General features: G+C 45.8%; 14 protein-coding genes. 8 read left to right on the top strand and 6 right to left on the bottom strand.

What is annotated here, in order from left to right:
- The first annotated feature begins 115 nt into the window (after nucleotides 1-115).
- Genes C0J08_RS22055 through C0J08_RS22045 form a run of 3 tightly spaced genes read left to right on the top strand, consistent with a single transcriptional unit; the run spans nucleotide 116 to nucleotide 3,223 of the window.
- On the top strand, nucleotides 116-784 hold the full coding sequence (locus C0J08_RS22055; protein ID WP_212653999.1) for a response regulator transcription factor: 669 nt from the start codon (nucleotides 116-118) through the stop codon (nucleotides 782-784).
- On the top strand, nucleotides 771-2,162 hold the full coding sequence (locus C0J08_RS22050) for a sensor histidine kinase (protein WP_212653998.1): 1,392 nt from the start codon (nucleotides 771-773) through the stop codon (nucleotides 2,160-2,162). The genes C0J08_RS22055 and C0J08_RS22050 overlap by 14 nt, the downstream gene beginning before the upstream one ends.
- Before the next feature lie 8 nt (nucleotides 2,163-2,170).
- Entirely contained in the window at nucleotides 2,171-3,223 is a 1,053-nt protein-coding gene (locus tag C0J08_RS22045) for an ABC transporter substrate-binding protein (RefSeq protein WP_212653997.1), read from the top strand.
- An 86-nt stretch (nucleotides 3,224-3,309) separates the two neighbouring features.
- Here the strand turns inward: C0J08_RS22045 and C0J08_RS22040 are convergent, their stop codons facing one another.
- The 6 genes from C0J08_RS22040 to C0J08_RS22015 all read right to left on the bottom strand — a co-directional run bounded on the left by C0J08_RS22040 (nucleotide 3,310) and on the right by C0J08_RS22015 (nucleotide 11,296).
- Nucleotides 3,310-3,993, bottom strand: coding sequence for a 1-pyrroline-5-carboxylate dehydrogenase (locus C0J08_RS22040; RefSeq protein ID WP_212653996.1), 684 nt, complete (start codon nucleotides 3,991-3,993; stop codon nucleotides 3,310-3,312).
- Between the two features lie 14 nt (nucleotides 3,994-4,007).
- Nucleotides 4,008-7,130 carry a bifunctional proline dehydrogenase/L-glutamate gamma-semialdehyde dehydrogenase PutA gene (gene putA, locus C0J08_RS22035; protein ID WP_212653995.1) on the bottom strand — a complete coding sequence of 1,041 codons (3,123 nt, stop codon included), beginning with the start codon at nucleotides 7,128-7,130 and terminating at the stop codon, nucleotides 4,008-4,010.
- A 312-nt stretch (nucleotides 7,131-7,442) separates the two neighbouring features.
- A complete protein-coding gene (locus C0J08_RS22030; RefSeq protein ID WP_212653994.1) occupies nucleotides 7,443-8,216 on the bottom strand; it encodes a helix-turn-helix domain-containing protein in 774 nt (257 codons plus the stop codon).
- Between the two features lie 192 nt (nucleotides 8,217-8,408).
- On the bottom strand, nucleotides 8,409-9,368 hold the full coding sequence (locus C0J08_RS22025) for an NADPH:quinone reductase (protein ID WP_212653993.1): 960 nt from the start codon (nucleotides 9,366-9,368) through the stop codon (nucleotides 8,409-8,411).
- 18 nt (nucleotides 9,369-9,386) lie between these two features.
- A complete protein-coding gene (locus C0J08_RS22020) occupies nucleotides 9,387-10,775 on the bottom strand; it encodes a TRAP transporter large permease (protein ID WP_212653992.1) in 1,389 nt (462 codons plus the stop codon).
- Entirely contained in the window at nucleotides 10,775-11,296 is a 522-nt protein-coding gene (locus C0J08_RS22015) for a TRAP transporter small permease subunit (protein WP_212653991.1), read from the bottom strand. Before C0J08_RS22015 ends, C0J08_RS22020 begins: the two co-directional genes overlap by 1 nt.
- 360 nt (nucleotides 11,297-11,656) lie before the next feature.
- Here C0J08_RS22015 and C0J08_RS22010 point away from each other — a divergent pair, with 360 nt between their 5' ends.
- The 5 genes from C0J08_RS22010 (at nucleotide 11,657) to phoU (ending at nucleotide 18,331) form a co-directional block, all read left to right on the top strand.
- Nucleotides 11,657-12,625 carry a PstS family phosphate ABC transporter substrate-binding protein gene (locus tag C0J08_RS22010; RefSeq protein WP_212653990.1) on the top strand — a complete coding sequence of 323 codons (969 nt, stop codon included), beginning with the start codon at nucleotides 11,657-11,659 and terminating at the stop codon, nucleotides 12,623-12,625.
- Nucleotides 12,626-12,778: 153 nt separating this feature from the next.
- The gene (locus C0J08_RS22005; protein ID WP_212653989.1) at nucleotides 12,779-15,040 is read left to right on the top strand and encodes an ABC transporter permease subunit; all 2,262 of its coding nucleotides are present in this window, start codon (nucleotides 12,779-12,781) and stop codon (nucleotides 15,038-15,040) included.
- A gap of 11 nt (nucleotides 15,041-15,051) precedes the next feature.
- Nucleotides 15,052-16,752, top strand: coding sequence for a phosphate ABC transporter permease PstA (gene pstA / locus C0J08_RS22000; RefSeq protein WP_212653988.1), 1,701 nt, complete (start codon nucleotides 15,052-15,054; stop codon nucleotides 16,750-16,752).
- A 20-nt stretch (nucleotides 16,753-16,772) separates the two neighbouring features.
- Nucleotides 16,773-17,603, top strand: coding sequence for a phosphate ABC transporter ATP-binding protein PstB (pstB, locus tag C0J08_RS21995; RefSeq protein WP_212653987.1), 831 nt, complete (start codon nucleotides 16,773-16,775; stop codon nucleotides 17,601-17,603).
- A 14-nt stretch (nucleotides 17,604-17,617) separates the two neighbouring features.
- Entirely contained in the window at nucleotides 17,618-18,331 is a 714-nt protein-coding gene (gene phoU, locus C0J08_RS21990; RefSeq protein ID WP_212653986.1) for a phosphate signaling complex protein PhoU, read from the top strand.
- Nucleotides 18,332-18,359 lie beyond the last annotated feature (28 nt).

Here is an 18,359-nt window from a genome sequence, read left to right as displayed (position 1 = left end):
ATTATTCTCCAAATTTCTTTTTGTTTTAATTTGCTGTACAAGACTGCACAGTGGATTTTAAATTTACTCTTTCAAACTGACACTAACCTGACAAGACATGAGATAGGGTTCCGTCATGCGTATGTTATTGATCGAAGACAATGAGAGTTTGGCTGACTCGATTCGTGTGTATTTTAGGAATTTAGGCCACCCTATTGATTGGGTTGGGTCGGTTGAGAAAGCCGAAGCCGGTCTGTCTTTTGACGATTTTGATTTGCTGATTTTGGACATTAATTTGCCCGGAAAAAGTGGCTTTCAACTTTTGCAAAACCTAAGGAATCAGGGAAATCGTATACCTGTTTTGGTCTTGACCGCTCGCACGGAAGTGGATGATAGAGTCAGTGCGTTAGATTTCGGAGCCGATGACTACTTGGCCAAACCCTTTGATTTCCGTGAGTTAGCAGCACGTTGCCGTGCGCTTTATCGACGTGAGCGTGGTGGTGCTAGTAATGAAATACAGTGCGGTAATTTGGTGTATGACTTGGCCGCTCATTCCGCCAAAGTGCAAGACGTTGTTTTAGATTTGCGTCCAAGAGAGTTACAGTTATTGGAGCTTTTTCTAAAGAACTTGGACCGTGTACTGACCAAAGATGATATATCGAATCGGCTCTATAGTTATGACGAAGCCTACACTCCTAATGCCATTGAGCAAACACTGACTCGATTAAGAAAACAGCTAGATGGTTCGACGTTAATCATTAAAACCATTCGTGGTCTAGGGTATTTGGCCCATGTTGATGACTGAGCAAAGTTATTCAATCCGTTCTCGAATGTTAGGCCGATCAGCCTTGTTGTTGCTGTCGATTTTCCTGATTTTAAGTATTGGGGTTTGGCACTATGCCCGTCAATCCGCCAATTACTCTTATGATCGATTGCTCAATAGCGCCAGTTTGTCGATCATGGAAGGGTTGCATGTCTATGATAAACAAGTGGATTTGGATTTACCTTATGCGGCATTCGAGATGATGCAACTTGCGAATGACGATAAAGTATTTTATCAGGCGTTAGGTACGCAAGGTGAGCTTATTACGGGTTATCAAGACATGCCTTTGCCTGCAAAATTAAACGTAGAATCGCCGATCTCTTTTTATAATGCTCATTATTTATCTGAGGACGTGCGGGTGGTGATTCGTCACAAAAGGATTTCTGAGCCTTCTGTGTCTGGCTGGGTGACTGTGGTGTTGGCGCAAACACTTAGGGCTCGACATGAGATGATGACGGATATTTTATATCGCAGCTTTGCCGTTCTGTTCGGTATTATGGTCTGTGTGATGATTGTCTTGTGGGTCGCCATAAACCGTGCACTTCAACCACTAAGTTTGATCTCAAAAAGCTTGGCGTCTCACTCACTACTTTCTGCCGAACCCATTCAACCCACTCCCATTCAAGAAGTGTCTCCTTTGGTGAGTGCGATTAACGACTACCAAGCGCAATTGTTATCTAACCTAGCTGTTATGAAACGTTTCATTGCTGATGCCAGCCATCAAATTCGCACCGCACAAAGTGCGACCCAAGCTCAGCTAGACATCGCTAGCCAAAGTCAAAATTTGGCTGATTTACCCGAACATCTACACAAAATTCGGCAAGAACATGAACGTTTGACGCGTTTAACCAATCAGTTGTTGGCTCACGCTATGGTGGTGCATCGTGCTGATACAGACGTCAGTGAACAGATGAACCTAGAAGAGCTGATGAAGCAACTGTTAACCGAGTGCGTTCGGGGTAATGCTCATCGCGCGATCGATTTTTCTTATCAATGCGAGCAACCCTTACCACTGTTTATTGGGGATTCCATCAGTTTACGGGAGGCAGTCAGAAACCTCTTGGACAATGCGGTGCATTATGGGCCTGAGCAAAATCAGGTCGAGATTCGTTTGCAGTCCGATTCTTCTGGTATCGACATTATGATTGATGATGCCGGCTCGGGTATTCCTCTTGAATTGCGAGAAAAAGCCTTAGAGCGTTTTCATCGTTTGGAAAAGGGGCTCAGTGGTTCTGGCTTGGGATTATCGATTGTGGCCAGCGTAGCCGAAGCTCATGGAGGGACATTCTTTTTAGAAGACAGTCCATTGGGTGGGCTAAGAGCCAGAATTCATCTGCCAAATGAGGGAAAGGTATGTTGAGGCACTGTATGTGGGTATTCGCTGGTATGGTCCTGATACTTGCTCGAGTCAGTGCTGAAGGACTCACTGCTGACCTGGATGGGGAGCGGAGTAAATTAATCATTTACAGTGCAACAGACACTAAAGCCATTGCCTCTGTATTGGCCGTGTTTCGTCATGAAAACCCGCAAATAACACTCGAGTATCATGAGTTTAATACGCAAGAATTAGATCGCGCGATTAGAGCCAAGCCGCTAGATGAGCAGCCCGATGTGGTGATTAGTTCGGCTATGGATTTGCAAGTTCGCTTGGTCAATGATGGTTACGCACAACCCATAGAAGGTGAAGCGGTTACGGCATTGCCGAGCTGGGCGAATTGGCGCAATGAAGTGGTTGGCTTTACCTATGAGCCGATCGTTTTTGTTTACAACAAGCAAGCTTTTAAAGAAAAAGCGATTCCGCTTACTCATGAATCTTTGGCAAGTGCCATGCGTATTGACGATACCTTCTTTGCTCACAAAGTGGGGTCTTATGATGCTCGTCGCTCTGGTATTGGCTATCTGGTAGCGACGCAGGATGAAGTAACTTCTAGTATTAGTGGGCGTTTACAAGAAAGTTTAGGGCGTGCTCGTACTAAGGTTTATGGTCAAACATCGAGATTGTTGGATGACATTGCCTCTGGGGAGCTGATTTTTGGGTACAATTTATTAGGGTCTTATTCTCTTGCTAGAGAGAGGCGTGATCATCGTATTGGCGTGGTGATTCCACAAGACTATGCTTTGGTTGTGAGTCGAGCCGCCTTTATTTCTAAACAGGCCAAGCATACGACGAACGCTCAGCATTTTGTGAACTTCTTAATTTCTGCAAAGGGACAAGATGTGATTGCTAAAAGAAGTGAGCTGGTGGCGTTATCTCCCGATATTGAATCCTTGGTATCACAGCAAGGTCAGCAAGATCGGACGATTAACTTTCATCCTATTCCTTTAGGCCCTGCCTTAATGGTGTATCTGGATGATTCCAAGCGTCGACGCTTTATCAAGGCATGGGAGAACGCTCTATTACCTCTGAAAATCGCCCCATAGAAGCCGTTAACACATAAAAAAATAGCCCTTTTTTTGTAACCAAAAAGGGCTATGTATTATTGCCTGTGTCTTTTTTCGAACCGAGGTTAGTCGTTCATACTGCCTAATTCGAGCAGTGTGGCGTTACCACCAATGGCGGTTGTGTTGTTAGACACAGTACGCTCTGTGACAAAGCGAAGAATGTAATGCGGTTTGGCAATAACACTGAGGTTTTCCGCATCGGTTTCTTCAATCAATTGGCAAATTAAGCCACTTTTCTTTGCAAGACGCTGGCTCAACTGTTGGGCTTGCATAGAGTCACAAAGCGTTGCGATACCAGCAAGGTGGTTCGCTTCAATCAAAGAATCTTGAGCCGATTCAGCAATGTTTTGTATGACCCCTTCTGCCACGAAAGGAGAAATGATGTCCATGATTTCTTGACCTGATGGGCCAACCGTAATCACTGGGTTACCTGCAATTAGCGCTGCAAACACTTGACCCACTAAGCCCACTTTTGTCTTATCATTTTCGATAAAAGACATGCAAAGAAAAGGGCCTCGGCCTTGGTTAGATAGCTCATTGCGCTCGCCGGTTGGTCCTGGCATAACGCGAGTTTGAGCAATGGATTTTTGCGCGTTATCAATTTGCCAAGCGGCCATTTTTCCTTGTTCGCTAGGGAAAGAGCTAAGGGCCTTTTGCAGTTTTTCTGCACGACCACTGACGCCAAGTTTGTCCCAGGCTTCGAAGACTTTTTGAGCGACCTGAATTTGGATAGGTTGTACGATTGTCATAGTAATGTCTCCCCTTAAAGGTCTTGCTCAATAGCGAAGCGTTGAAGGTAATGAGGACCACCAGCTTTTGGTCCTGTGCCTGATAAACCCTGTCCACCGAAAGGTTGAACACCAACAACGGCGCCCACTTGGTCGCGGTTGATATAGAGGTTACCCACGCGAGCACGGCTCGCAATGCGCGCACAGGTGGTTTCGTTACGGCTGTGAACACCCATAGTCAGGCCAAAGCCTGAGTTATTGATGGTATCGATGATCTTATCTAAGTCGCGTGCTTTATAGCGTACAACGTGCAGAATAGGGCCAAATTTCTCATCGGTTAGCTGGTCAATGCTGCTAATTTCAAACGCCGTTGGTGCAACGAAAGTGCCTTTTTCGGCAAAGTCAGGTAGCTCCGCTTGAGCGATAAGTTTGCTTTCTTTGCTCATGTGTTCAATGTGATCGAGCAGCATTTTCTGTGCTTTTTTATCGATAACAGGGCCAACATCGGTACTGTGAAGGTAAGGTAAGCCCACACTTTGTTCAGCCATAGCGCCTTTAATCATCGGGATAACGCGATCAGCAATGTCGGCTTGAACAAACAATACGCGCAAAGCAGAACAGCGTTGCCCAGCTGAAGCAAAGGCAGAACGAACTGCATCACGTACCACTTGCTCTGGCAAAGACGTGGAGTCAACCAACATAGCGTTTTGACCGCCTGTTTCGGCGATCACTGGCACTGGCACAACGCCGCGAGCCGCTAACGTGCGGTTGATCAATTGTGCGGTACCTGTGGAACCTGTGAAGGCAAGACCAGCAATGCGCTTGTCGCTAGTAAGTGGAGCACCAACGGTGGCGCCGTCACCTGGTAACAAGTGCAGTACATCTGTCGGTACACCCGCTTCATGGAGCATTTCGATAGCACGGAATGCGATTAAGCTGGTTTGTTCTGCCGGTTTTGCTACGACTGTGTTACCAACTACAAGAGCGGCAACCACTTGGCCAGTAAAGATGGCCAGTGGGAAGTTCCATGGGCTGATGCAGGTGAACACGCCACGGCCGTTTAGCTTAGCTTGTTTCTCATTGCCTAAGAAATCCGTGTAATGTGTTGGATTCGCAAAGTGGCTACGGGCTTGTTGCGCGTAGTAGCGACAGAAATCCACGGCTTCACGTACTTCGTCGATGCTGTCTTGAATGGTTTTACCGGCTTCACGGTGGCAAAGTGCCATCAATTCCGCGTAGTTTTCTTCCATCAAGTCAGCCATTTTATCTAGGCAATCTGCTCGTTCTGTTGCTGGACGCGCAGACCATGCAGGAAAAGCGGCTTCAGCAAGGTCGATGGCTTTGGTCACTGTCTCTGCGTTTGCCCAATCAATCTGACCTGCGGTTTCGCTGTGGTCGTAAGGGCTTGCAATCACATGCGTTTGACCGGTTGCGATTTTTTCACCTCCCACGATTGGGAAAGCGCGCCACTGGGTATCTTGTCCCATGAAGGCATCGATTTTGGCTTTAAACGGCGTCCAATCAGAGTCGATTTCGATATTAGGACCAAAGGAGTTCTTGCGATCATCAAACAAGTTGGCTGGTAAATTGATGTGAGGATTTGCCAGTGACTTACGGCTTTCAAGCGTTGTCACTGGGTGACCGATCAGATCTTCCACAGGGTAGCTGGCATCAATGAGGCGGTGAACGAAAGAGCTGTTCGCGCCGTTTTCTAGCAAACGACGAACTAAGTAAGGAAGCAAGTCCTTGTGGCTGCCCACTGGCGCATAGATACGTACGCAGATGTCGTTGTCTTTAATGAGGCGGTTGTAAAGCGCATCTCCCATACCGTGTAGGCGCTGGAATTCATACTCTTCTGTGCTTGCGCCAAGCTGCTTAGCAATGCAGCTAATTGTCGCAATGGTATGGGCATTGTGGCTCGCAAACTGCGGGAAAATATTGGCGCGGGTGTGTTCACTCAGTAAGAAGTGCGCACAGGCTAGATAGGAGACATCCGTCGCTTCTTTACGAGTGTAGACTGGGTAACCATTGATGCCGCGTTGTTGGCATAGTTTGATTTCAGAATCCCAGTAAGCGCCTTTTACAAGACGAACAGGAATGCGGTCGCCTTGCTCTTTAGACAGTGCCGCTAACCAAACTAAAACCGGTAACGCGCGTTTTGAGTACGCTTGAACAACAAGACCAAACAAGCCCCAACCTTTTGCGCATTCGTCGCGGTAAAGCTTTTCAAATAAGTGCAAAGAAAGCTCTAGGCGATCAGCTTCTTCCGCATCAATAGTGATGCCGACATTTAAGGAACGTGCTTTGATGATCAATGCTTTGACACTGTCGAAAAGCTCTGTCATGACGCGTTCTTCACAGCCTACTTCATAACGAGGGTGCAATGCAGACAATTTGATAGAAATTGTCGGACGGTAGCCTTTGCTGTAAGTATCTTTGCCTACGGACTCAACCGCTTGCATGTAAGACTTGAGGTATTTGTCTGCATCGCTGGCCGTTAGCGCGGCTTCACCCAGCATATCGAAAGAGTAGGTATAGCCTTTGTCGCGATAGCCTTTACCACGCGATAGGGCTTCTTCAATGCTGCGGCCTAGAACGAATTGATGCCCCATGATTTTCATGGCTTGGTTCATTGCTTTGCGAATCACCGGCTCAGAAACACGGTTTACCATCCGGTTCACTAAATTCGCTGGTGAGCCATCTTTTCTTTCGTCCATTGTGACGATTTTACCCGTCAACAATAAGCCCCAAGTAGAAGCATTCACGAAGAAGGAGTCCGAATTTTTTGCGTGAGATGCCCAATCAGCAACACTTAAACGGTCTTTGATGAAAGCATCAGCGGTTTCTTTATCTGGCACGCGCATTAGGGCTTCGGCCAAACACATTAGCAAAATGCCTTCTTTGGTGTCTAAGCTGTATTCCAATAGCAGTGCATCAATCATAGACATACTGTCGTCGTCTTTACGGACTTCAGTAATCAAGTTTGCCGCGGCATTGGTTTGGTTTTCTAGCTCTGCCTCAGTGGGCTTTGCCAAAGGTAATAATTCCTTTAACCATTTCTCTTCGTCCATATTATAAAGAGGGGAAATGAGCTGCCACAATTCATTGAGTGGACGCTGAATGAAGTTAGGCTGTAATACCTCAATCGCTTTAAACATGGTTGGATTCTCCCGCGTTACTATAAAGAACCCAATGGTCCTTTATTAAGGCCGCATATTGTTATAGAGCAGTTAGCGCTTTTTGATTATTTTTTACTCTGCCTAATCAAAAAATGCATGTCTGGATAATGCTGACACTTTAGTGACAGAGTGGATGAACTGTCTTTCGAAAAAATCGTTTTTTTTTATAAGAAAGTCCGACTGGACAAGAATAAGCATAGCAGTGATTTATCGTTCCCCAATAATATGGGGCAAAAAAATACTAAAAACGTTGGTCAAATAGGTGCTTTTGCATTAGGGGAGTGGAAGCACTTAGCGGGCACTAAACTGCTTTTGATATTTTAACGGAGTGATTCCTAGGGTTTGAGAAAATACATTGGTCATGGCGCTTTGACTTGAAAAACCACACATTTCCGCTACTTGAATAGGTGGAAAGCCTTCTGTAAGTAAACTTTGGGCGCGTTCTAAACGTTTGCGCATCAAATACTGATGCGGTGTCATACCAGTGCGGTCTTTGAAGCGTTCGTGAAATTGGCTGACACTCAAAAAGCAGAAGTTCGCCAGTTGATCAATATGAACACGACGAGACAAATTCAGTTCAATAAATTGATCCAGTTTATCAATATCCAAATGGTTACCGCGGGAGCGAACATCTTTGTTGTTGATTTGATGGCGAATGGCACTCAGCAAGGTGTTGCCGCAGGCGCGAGCTAGAATTGTATCATTAGGGTACTGTTGTAGCTCACCCGATAGGGCGGAAGCCAGTATTTGCAAGCGTGGATTAAGCTGGAAATACGCCGCCTGATCAAATAGGCGTGAGACGACTTCGTACTCTTCGTCGGTAATGCTTTTTTGTGGCGGAATAGGCAGGTTGACCACCATAATACGATTTTCACCCAGACCGGCAAAGGCATGACTGTTCTCCGAAGGAAGAATACAACCTTCGCCAGTATGCAATTGTTTGCCTTTGCCTTCTATATCGAAATCGGTATTGCCATCGAGCACAACGACCAATTGATGGTAATCGTGATCGTGGGCTTCCGCTTCCTCAGGCAGGCTGAAAACATCGGAATCAGACTGAGTCAAAATGCGCCTTTTGATTAAAACATTAATAGGAAAGTATAGCGGCCTTAAGGCGGCTTTAGTAGCGTATTTTTGTGAAGATGTCGGATTTTACTGCACAAATAGTGTCTTTAAAGTGAATAACTAGACGTATTGAGGGGAAAACAATAACGGCGCTTAATCTGATTCAGAACAAATCAAGCGCCGTATTTCTGGTTATTTAACCTGAATTACTAAATTGCCTAATGCACCAGGCTTTAATACATCGTCATGTGCTTTCGCTAATTCAGTAAGTGGGTAACTTTGACGAATGACAGGTTTGATCACCCCTTTTTCCAATAATGGACGCAAGGACTTCGCAATCAGCGCTAACTCGGCAGGTTTGACATTTGCCAAGGCCACACCAACCACAGCCGCATCGCGAGCCATTAGATCACGAGGGTTAATCTCAACCGTGCCTCGGTTTCCCACGACCGCCACACAACCACCAAAGGCCAAGGCCTTTAAGTCTTGATCCAAGTTATGGTTGGCTAGCATCTCGATAACGATATCGAAGCCGGCTTCTAGTGATTGAAAAGGCGTAAGGTGATCCGCTTCATTGTGCATAATGACGTTTTTCACACCCTGCTGACGCAATAAATCCGCACCAGCGGCTGTGCCAGCACTGGCCACCACGTCCATACCAGCCGCCAAGGCCAGTTGTACGGTCGCAATGCCCACAGCGCCTGTTGCACCATGTACTAAGACTTTATCGCCAGCTTTGCCATTGGCGCGGCCAAACAAGGCGCGGTGAGCTGTGGTGTAAGGAATACCAAGGCAAGCGCCTTCTTCGAAAGACAACGCATCGGCCAATGGGTAAGTGTGAGTCGCTGCGCAAGCGGCAAACTCAGCGGAAGAACCGGTTAGGTTACGGCTAAAGTAGACTCGCTGTCCCACTTCGAACCCTGTGACATTCGCTCCCAATTCAACAATCGTACCCGCGCCATCCGATCCTGGAGTATGAGGGAAAGTAGCGGAATAGTTGTTGGTACCCGAGCGGATATAGGTGTCCACTGGGTTGACGCCAGCAGCACCAACTTGAACCAATATCTGCTCTTCGTTAATGCTGGGTTTCTTCGCATCAACCAGCGATAAATCGCTGGCTGGACCATAATTTGTCATTTGCATTGCTTTCATTTTGAGCTCCTAAATGGGCTAGTCAGCGTAGACTTGTTCTGGCAGCCAAGTGACTAGGTCTGGCCAGATAGACAACATTATTAGTACAAACACTTGTATTAATATAAACGGAATCACCCCTTTGTATATCGCTTGGGTTTTTAGCTCTGGTGGCGCAACGCCACGCAGATAGAACAAAGCAAAGCCAAACGGTGGCGTTAGGAAGGAGGTCTGTAGGTTAATCGCCATCATAATACCTAACCATACAGGGTCTAAACCCATAGCCAGCAGAACAGGGGCAACAATCGGTACCACTACAAAGGTGATTTCGATGAAGTCTAGGATGAAGCCAAGGAAGAACATTAGCAACATGACGACGATCATCGCGCCAACAACGCCACCAGGAAGTTGAGAGAAGAAATCTTGGATTAATTCTTCACCGCCAAATCCTCGGAACACCAAAGAAAATAAGGAGGCACCGATCAAGATCATGAACACCATACAGGTGACTTTTGTGGTCGAATAGACGGCATCTTTTAAGGTTGCCAAGCTGAGCTTACCACTGCCTAATGCCAGTAGTGCGGCGCCTAACGCTCCCACACCAGCGGCTTCGGTTGGCGTCGCAATACCACTAAGAATGGACCCCAACACAGCAAAGATCAGCACCAAAGGTGGCACCAAGCCTTTAAAGAGTTGAACGGCTAATGATTCTGTTGAGCCATTGCGTAATTCGTCACGAGGAACCGCTGGTGCTTTATGAGGTTGTAACCATGCGACCATGATGACGTAAAGAATATACAGACCAACCAAAATCAAACCGGGGATCAAGGCACCAACAAACAGGTCGCCCACAGAGATGGTTTTAGGTGAGAAAATTCCCATTTCCAATTGCGCTTTTTGGTACGCATTGGACATCACGTCGCCTAATAAAACCAAGGCAATGGAGGGTGGAATGATTTGACCTAGCGTACCCGTGGCACAAATCGTCCCTGCCGCTAAAGAGGGATCGTAACCGCGGCGTAACATGGTTGGTAAGGAGATCATCCCCATAGTCACTACCGTTGCGCCGACAATACCGGTGCTGGCAGCCAGTAACATACCGACCAAAATAACCGAAATACCCAAACCACCACGCAAAGTACCAAACAACATGGCCATGGAATCAAGTAGCTTTTCCGCTAACTTTGACTTTTCGAGCAAAACGCCCATTAGGACAAAAAGCGGAACAGCGATGAGTGTTTCGTTGCCAATAATCCCAAATAAGCGGTTTGGTAGCGCTTCAAGGAAAACGCTATCAAAGGTACCAAACATAGAGCCCACAGCAGCAAAGATAAGCGCTGTGCCACCCAGAGAGAAGGCGACTGGGTAACCGAATAGTAGGCAAATACACACACCGGCAAAGAGCCATAAAGGAATAAATTCAGCCATTAGTTTTGTCCTTTTGCGGTTCGTGCTGCTGTGACTACACCAATATTTTTCAAAATATCAGCCGTACCTTGAATGATCATACTGACCATCATGATAGGAATAAGCGTTTTTAGCAGGTACACAAAAGGTAGGCCGCCAGGTTCAGGAGAGGTTTCTAAGACGCGCCAAGAAGCACTCACATAATCTAAACTCAAATACGCAGTGTAAATGGTGAATGGCAATAGGAAGAAAAGGCCGCCAATGATGTTTACCCACGCTTTTTTGGTGACAGAGAAGTCACGGTAAAAAACATCAACGCGAACGTGTTCGTCATCTTTAAAGGTATAGGCTGCCCCCAACATAAAGACGATGGCGTGCATATAAAGCACGGATTCTTGTAACGCAATCGCACCAATATCGAAGCCATAACGCAAAAGTACGATGAGACAGGTAAGTAGCATCATCGCTAATGTAAGCCAAGCAACGCATCTTCCCATATAGTGAGAAATCGCCTCAGCTGAACTGACCAATTTGTTTAACATTAAAATACCCACAGTTTTTAATCATTATAATCGGACTTTAGCCCAGAAAATCCGGACAGTTAGTCTATTGGATAACACAGTGCTTGGGAATATTTCAGATGATATGAAAGGCAAGTTAGAGGTGATTTAACGGTAATTAAGCGGCTTTTTTGGTATGAAAAAGGAAAATACAGAATGAGAAGAGGTGGGTTGCCATTCTAGGCCGCGAATCTGTTGGCTTTGGTAAAGCGGAATAAAATTTTTTTGAAATATTTCATTGTTTAACATTTTTGTCACATAACTTTTCTATAGTACAAAACATCGAACGAGCTATGGGCAGTTGCTCATAAATATTTGACTACAACCACTGAGGTTTATGTGATGAAAAAACTAGTTGCAGGTTTAGCGATGACAGCGGCAGTAGGCGTTTCTGTTAACGCTTTTGCAGATGTTGATTCAAATTTGATGTCTTACAGCAAAGCAAGTGGCGTTTCTGGCAATATTTCAAGTGTTGGCTCTGACACCCTAGCAAATCTAATGACATTGTGGGCGGAAGATTTCAAACGTTTATACCCAAATGTAAACATTCAAATTCAAGCAGCTGGTTCTTCTACTGCGCCACCAGCGTTGACAGAAGGTACGTCTAACTTCGGTCCTATGTCTCGTATGATGAAAGACAAAGAAGTGGCTGCGTTTGAGAAAAAATACGGTTACAAGCCAACCGCTATTCCAGTGGCGATCGATGCTCTAGCGGTTTTTGTACACAAAGATAACCCAATCAAAGGTTTGTCTCTTCCTGAAGTCGATGCGATTTTCTCTTCTACTCGTAAAGGTGGTCATAAAGAAGACATCACGACTTGGGGTAAAGCAGGTTTGACTGGCGCTTGGGCGAACCGTGACATTCAATTGTTTGGTCGTAACTCTGTGTCTGGCACTTACGGTTACTTTAAAGAGCACGCACTTTTCAAAGGTGACTACAAAAACAGTGTAAACGAGCAACCAGGATCGGCTTCTGTTGTTCAGTCTGTTTCTACTTCTCTTAACGGTATTGGTTACTCTGGTATCGGTTACAAAACCTCTTCTGTACGTGCTGTACCTTTGACCAAGAAAGAAGGTGGTAAATTCATCGATGCAACGGTTGAAAACGCGGCAACAGGTAAATACCCATTGTCTCGCTTCCTATACGTTTACGTAAACAAAGCGCCTAATAAGCCGCTTGCACCACTACAACGTGAATTCATAAAAATGGTTCTGTCTAAAATGGGCCAACAGGTTGTTGTAAAAGATGGCTACGTTCCTCTACCAGCTAAAGTGGCTACTAAATACTTGAAAGATTTAGGTATTAACTAAGTAACGCTGTAGTGAGCTACGAATGAGATACTTAAAATAGGAGGGCCGAAATGCTCTCCTATTTTCTTTGTTTCGTAGCCTGTCACACTACTGTCATATATGGGTGTCACACTACTGTCACATAAAAACGTCACACAACAAAGATGAAAGCGGATGACTAAATCAACTGACCATCAGATGCCTGAACTGGATTTCAATACGCCAGCTTTAAAGCGTCATCGAAAAATTCGCGCCCTGAAAGACCGTATGGCTGGGATGGGTATTGCCGTTGGAGGTAGCAGTGTCATACTGGCTGTACTTCTAATTTGCTTCTATTTACTGTATGAAGTGGCGCCATTGTTTTCTAGCGCCAGTGTTGATCTGGAGGCAAGCTATTCATTGCCTGCGCAGGATCAAGGCGACAGTCTCTACTTAACGACAGAAGAACAAGCTGAAGTCGGCATGCGAGTGGCAAGCAATGGCAGTATTGTCTTCTTCTCTGTTGCCGATGGTCATGTCATCAACACGGTAAAAAATCCTCGTACTGAGAAAGTGACCGCGTTTGCTGTGGAATCGGATACCAGTCATTTAATGGCATTTGGTTACGAAGACGGCAAGGCACTGATTGTTAAGCATGCCTACAAAACGTCCTATCCTGATGGCAAGCGTAAAATCACACCAGTTGTAGAATATCCATATGGTGAAGAGCCAATTGACGTCGCTGACTTTTCAATTCAAAAGTTAGCACTTCGCGATGGTAGTGACAGTCTTACTATGGCGGCGATTGGCGAGCAAAAAAGCGCCATTACCAAAGTCACCAAAGATGTGAACTTTATCACGGATGAAGTTGAATTGAGTGAGCAAAGTGAGCCTCTGCCATTTGTTCCTGACGTGGCTAGTATGCTGCTTAGCGGTGACCAACGTTACCTTTATGTGGCAACCCGCTCTGGGGAATTGAGTGAATTCGATTTACGAGATTTCGATAATATCCAGTTAAAAGATGAAATACCTTTGTTCAAAGACGCCAACACCAAGCTGGTTTCAATGACGTATTTATTAGGTAAGTCGTCTATCATGGTGGCGGATTCTACTGGCCGAGTGAGTCAATGGTTTAACGTTCGTGATGACAAAACCAATGAAGAAAAGTTGACCTTCATACGTGACGTGAAGCAGCCTGTCGCGATTGTCGATATGGCGATGGAGCAACGCCGTAAGGGCTTTGCTACCTTGGATGAGCGTGGCTTAGTAGCGATTTATAATGCCACGTCTACACGCCAAGTACTGGACGAAAAATTGAGTGACGATAATGCTCGCTTAATCAGTTTTGCACCGCGTGCGAATGGTTTGTTGTTAGAAGACGATAAAGGCTTGCATTTCTTTCATGTCGATAATGAGCATCCAGAAGTGTCTTGGTCTTCTTTATGGGGCAAAGTGTGGTACGAAGGTTATCAAGAGCCAACCTATACTTGGCAGTCTTCGGCAGCTAACAACGACTTCGAGCCAAAATACAGCTTGATGCCATTGGCGTTTGGTACTATTAAAGCGGCATTCTATGCCATGTTGATGGCGGTGCCTTTGGCCATTTGTGGAGCGATTTATACGGCTTACTTCATGGCACCAGCGCTACGCCGCAAAATCAAACCTGTTATCGAACTGATGGAGGCCTTACCTACTGTAATTTTGGGCTTCTTAGCGGGTTTGTTCTTTGCGCCTTTCCTAGAGGAAAACCTAGCCGCGACCTTTAGTGTCTTTGTCGTCCTACCGGTGGGGATTCTTTTATTTGCTTATACTTGGTCTCGTTTGCCACAGCAAATTCGTTGGTTGGTGCCAGAAGGTTGGCAGCCATTGTTGCTGATTCCTGTCATCGTCTTCCTTGCTTGGTTCTGTTTGGCGATGAGCCCAATCATTGAGTTGAACTTTTTTGATGGCAACATTCGCGGCTGGATTACCCATGATCTTGGTATCACCTTTGACCAACGAAATGCGCTGGTGGTGGGATTTGCCATGGGCTTTGCGGTTATCCCGACGATTTTCTCCATTACTGAAGATGCTATTTTTAGTGTGCCAAAAGCGTTAACGCAAGGCTCATTAGCTTTGGGGGCAACTTATTGGCAAACCATGACCCGTGTGGTTTTACCAACGGCGAGTCCTGGTATTTTCTCTGCCGTGATGATTGGTATGGGCCGTGCCGTCGGTGAAACCATGATCGTGTTGATGGCGACAGGTAACACGCCAATCATGGATTTCAATATCTTCGAAGGTATGCGCACACTGGCCGCCAACTTGGCGGTGGAAGTGCCGGAATCTGAAGTGGGTAGCTCTCACTATCGTATCTTGTTCTTGGCGGCGTTTGTGCTCTTCATCTTCACGTTCGTGGTGAACACAATCGCTGAAACCGTGCGTCAGCACCTACGCAAAAAATACGGGTCGTTATAATGAGTACTCAAATGAAAATGAAGAAAAAATCCGTATCCGAATGGGTTAAATCTGGTGATCCATGGGTGTGGTTAAATGCCGGCGCGGTGGCGATTTCTGTCATCATGGTTTTAGGCTTGTTGCTGCTTATTGCGGTGCGTGGGTTAGGGCATTTTTGGCCTGCAGATGTGGTAGAAGCTCATTATGCTTTACCTGGTGAGAAGGGCTATAACATTGTTGCAGAGCGTGTCGAGAGTGTGGAAGTGCCCGCGGCGCAATTGCGTGAAGCGGGGATTGATATCCCTGATCGTCATAAGCTGATGGAACGTACGCTGATGAAAACCGGTAACCGTGATGTCTACGGTTCCGATTTTCGTTGGGTGATCGATGAATATTTAACTGATGTTAAACGTCCAGACATGCTGTTTACGGCTGAACGTCGTGAATGGGGTAATTTATATGGTTACCTAAAAGCGGTGAAAGAGAGTGGCAAAGTCGTCTCTGAAACTAAGGATCTGACGCCAACAGACTCCGCCATGGCAACCTGGAATACGTTTGAAAAAAGTATTGAGCGCGCAACGGTTATCTTCGATCAGATCCATGAGATTGAGAAAAAAGACATTGGTAAGATCAACTACGCACTGGAGCGTATTCGCCTTAAGCAACGTCGTTTAGAGTTAGAAGGTAAACTGACTCCTGCGGCAGAAGCGGATTTGGCGGCAGAGCGCAGTCAATATGATGAAGAGTACAAGGGTCTACAACAAAGCTTGATCGACCTGTATGCGAAAATCAACCGAGATACCTTTGTCGTACAAGTGATGGATGGTTCTGAGCATGAGATGCCAGTAGCGAAAATCGTTCATGCTTATCGTGCTAATGCGATGGGAATACCTCAGAAGTTGGGCTTTTACTTTACTAAAGTATGGGAATTCTTATCTGATGATCCCCGTGAAGCCAACACAGAAGGCGGTGTGTTCCCAGCCATTTTTGGTACGGTCATGATGGTGCTATTGATGACAGTGTTGGTTACGCCATTTGGTGTGGTGGCTGCGGTGTATCTACGTGAATATGCTTCTCAAGGTTGGGTGACTCGTACGATTCGCATCGCGGTAAACAACTTAGCGGGTGTGCCTTCCATCGTTTACGGTGTGTTTGGTCTTGGCTTCTTTATTTATTTCCTAGGTTCTGGCATTGACCAAGCGTTCTTCCCGGAAGCTTTGCCATCACCGACTTTTGGTACGGGTGGCTTGATGTGGGCCTCTATCACGCTCGCGTTATTGACGGTGCCGGTAGTGATTGTGGCGACGGAAGAAGGCTTGTCACGTATTCCTCGTAACGTTCGTGAAGGCAGTTTGGCTCTGGGCGCTACGAAAGCGGAAACCTTATGGCGAGTCGTATTACCAATGGCCAGTCCTGCGATTATGACTGGGGTCATTCTGGCTGTGGCTCGTGCCGCGGGTGAAGTGGCACCGTTGATGTTGGTGGGTGTGGTGAAACTGGCGCCATCTTTGCCTTTGGATGGAAATTACCCGTATATCCATTTAGATCAAAAATTCATGCATTTAGGTTTCCATATTTACGACGTTGGTTTCCAAAGTCCAAACGTGGAGGCGGCGCGACCTCTTGTGTACGCAACAGCCTTATTGCTTGTGATTGTTATTGCTTTGTTAAATTTAACAGCCGTAACCATCCGAAATCATTTACGTGAAAAATACAAATCGCTGGAAATGTAAGCGGCGGAGAAGAGATTATTATGAGCGACGTTAAAACACACTCAATTGATATTTCAGCAATGCAGCGTAGCCAACAGGCGTTGCGCATTGAAGATGAAACCGTTTGCCTATCTGTAAACGATTTGCACCTGTATTATGGTGAAAAAGAAGCACTGAAAGGCGTGAACATGACTATCCCAGAGAAAAAGGTGACCGCGTTTATCGGGCCTTCTGGTTGTGGTAAATCGACGCTTTTACGTTGTTTTAATCGTATGAATGATTTGGTCGATTCCTGTCGTATTACGGGTCAAATTAATCTGCATAATCAAAATATTTATGAAAAAGGCACGGATGTGGCTGAGCTACGTCGTCGAGTCGGTATGGTGTTTCAAAAGCCAAACCCTTTTCCAAAAAGTATTTATGAAAACGTGGCGTATGGCCTTCGTATTCAAGGCATTAATAAAAAACGTTTGCTTGATGAAACTGTCGAGTGGGCTCTACGCTCAGCGGCGTTGTGGGACGAAGTGAAAGATCGTCTACACGAGAGTGCATTGGGCATGTCTGGTGGTCAGCAACAACGCTTAGTAATTGCCCGTACGGTGGCGGTAAAACCAGAAGTGCTATTGTTGGATGAGCCTGCTTCGGCATTGGATCCTATTTCAACCTTGAAGATTGAGGAATTGATCCATGAACTGAAAAATGAGTTCACTATCGCAATTGTGACTCACAATATGCAGCAAGCGGCGCGAGTTTCTGATTACACTGCGTTCATGTATATGGGGGATTTGATTGAGTTTGGTGATACCAACACCTTGTTCACTAACCCAAGCAAACAACAAACAGAAGACTACATAACGGGCCGCTACGGCTAGGCGGAGGACGCATTATGAAAGAATTAACAACAGATCATATTTCTCAGCAGTTTAACAACGAGCTGGAACTGCTTCGCCAACACTTTTTGACCATGGGTGGAGTGGTTGAAAATCAAGTTCAAGACGCAGTACAAGCCTTATTAGACGCGAACGGTTCTTTGGCGGAAGATGTAAAAAATCAAGACTCTACAGTCAATAAGTTAGATGGTTTGATTGATGAAGAGTGTCGTCGCATTTTAGCAAAACGCCAACCAGCGGCGTCGGATTTGCGTATGATTCTGTCGATCAGTAAAGCGGTCAGTGAGCTTGAGCGAATGGGAGATGAGGCGAAGAAAATTGCTAACCTGACGCTGAATTTGATCAATGAAGGCGAGTCTCCTCGTGGTTATGTAGAGATTAATCGTATTGGCCAAATGGTATCTAGAATGATCCATGACTCGTTAGATGCTTATGCTCGTTTAGACATTGATGCGGCGATTAAAGTGGCGAAACAAGATCGTACGGTGGATCAAGAATACAATACGGCGATGCGCTCCTTAGTGACTTACATGATGGAAGATCCACGCAGCATTTCTCGTGTGATCAATGTGATTTGGGTATTACGTTCTTTGGAGCGTATTGGCGACCATGCTCGTCACACCTGTCAGCATTTGATCTTTATGGTGAAAGGTGTGGATGTGCGTCATGTGAATGTAAATGATCTTGCTGTTGAAGTGAGTAAAAAATAAAGGCAAGGTTTATCAGTCTTTGGGCCTA

Source organism: Marinomonas sp. CT5 (assembly GCF_018336975.1).
GTDB lineage: Bacteria > Pseudomonadota > Gammaproteobacteria > Pseudomonadales > Marinomonadaceae > Marinomonas.
This window is presented reverse-complemented; position numbering and strand designations above follow the sequence as displayed.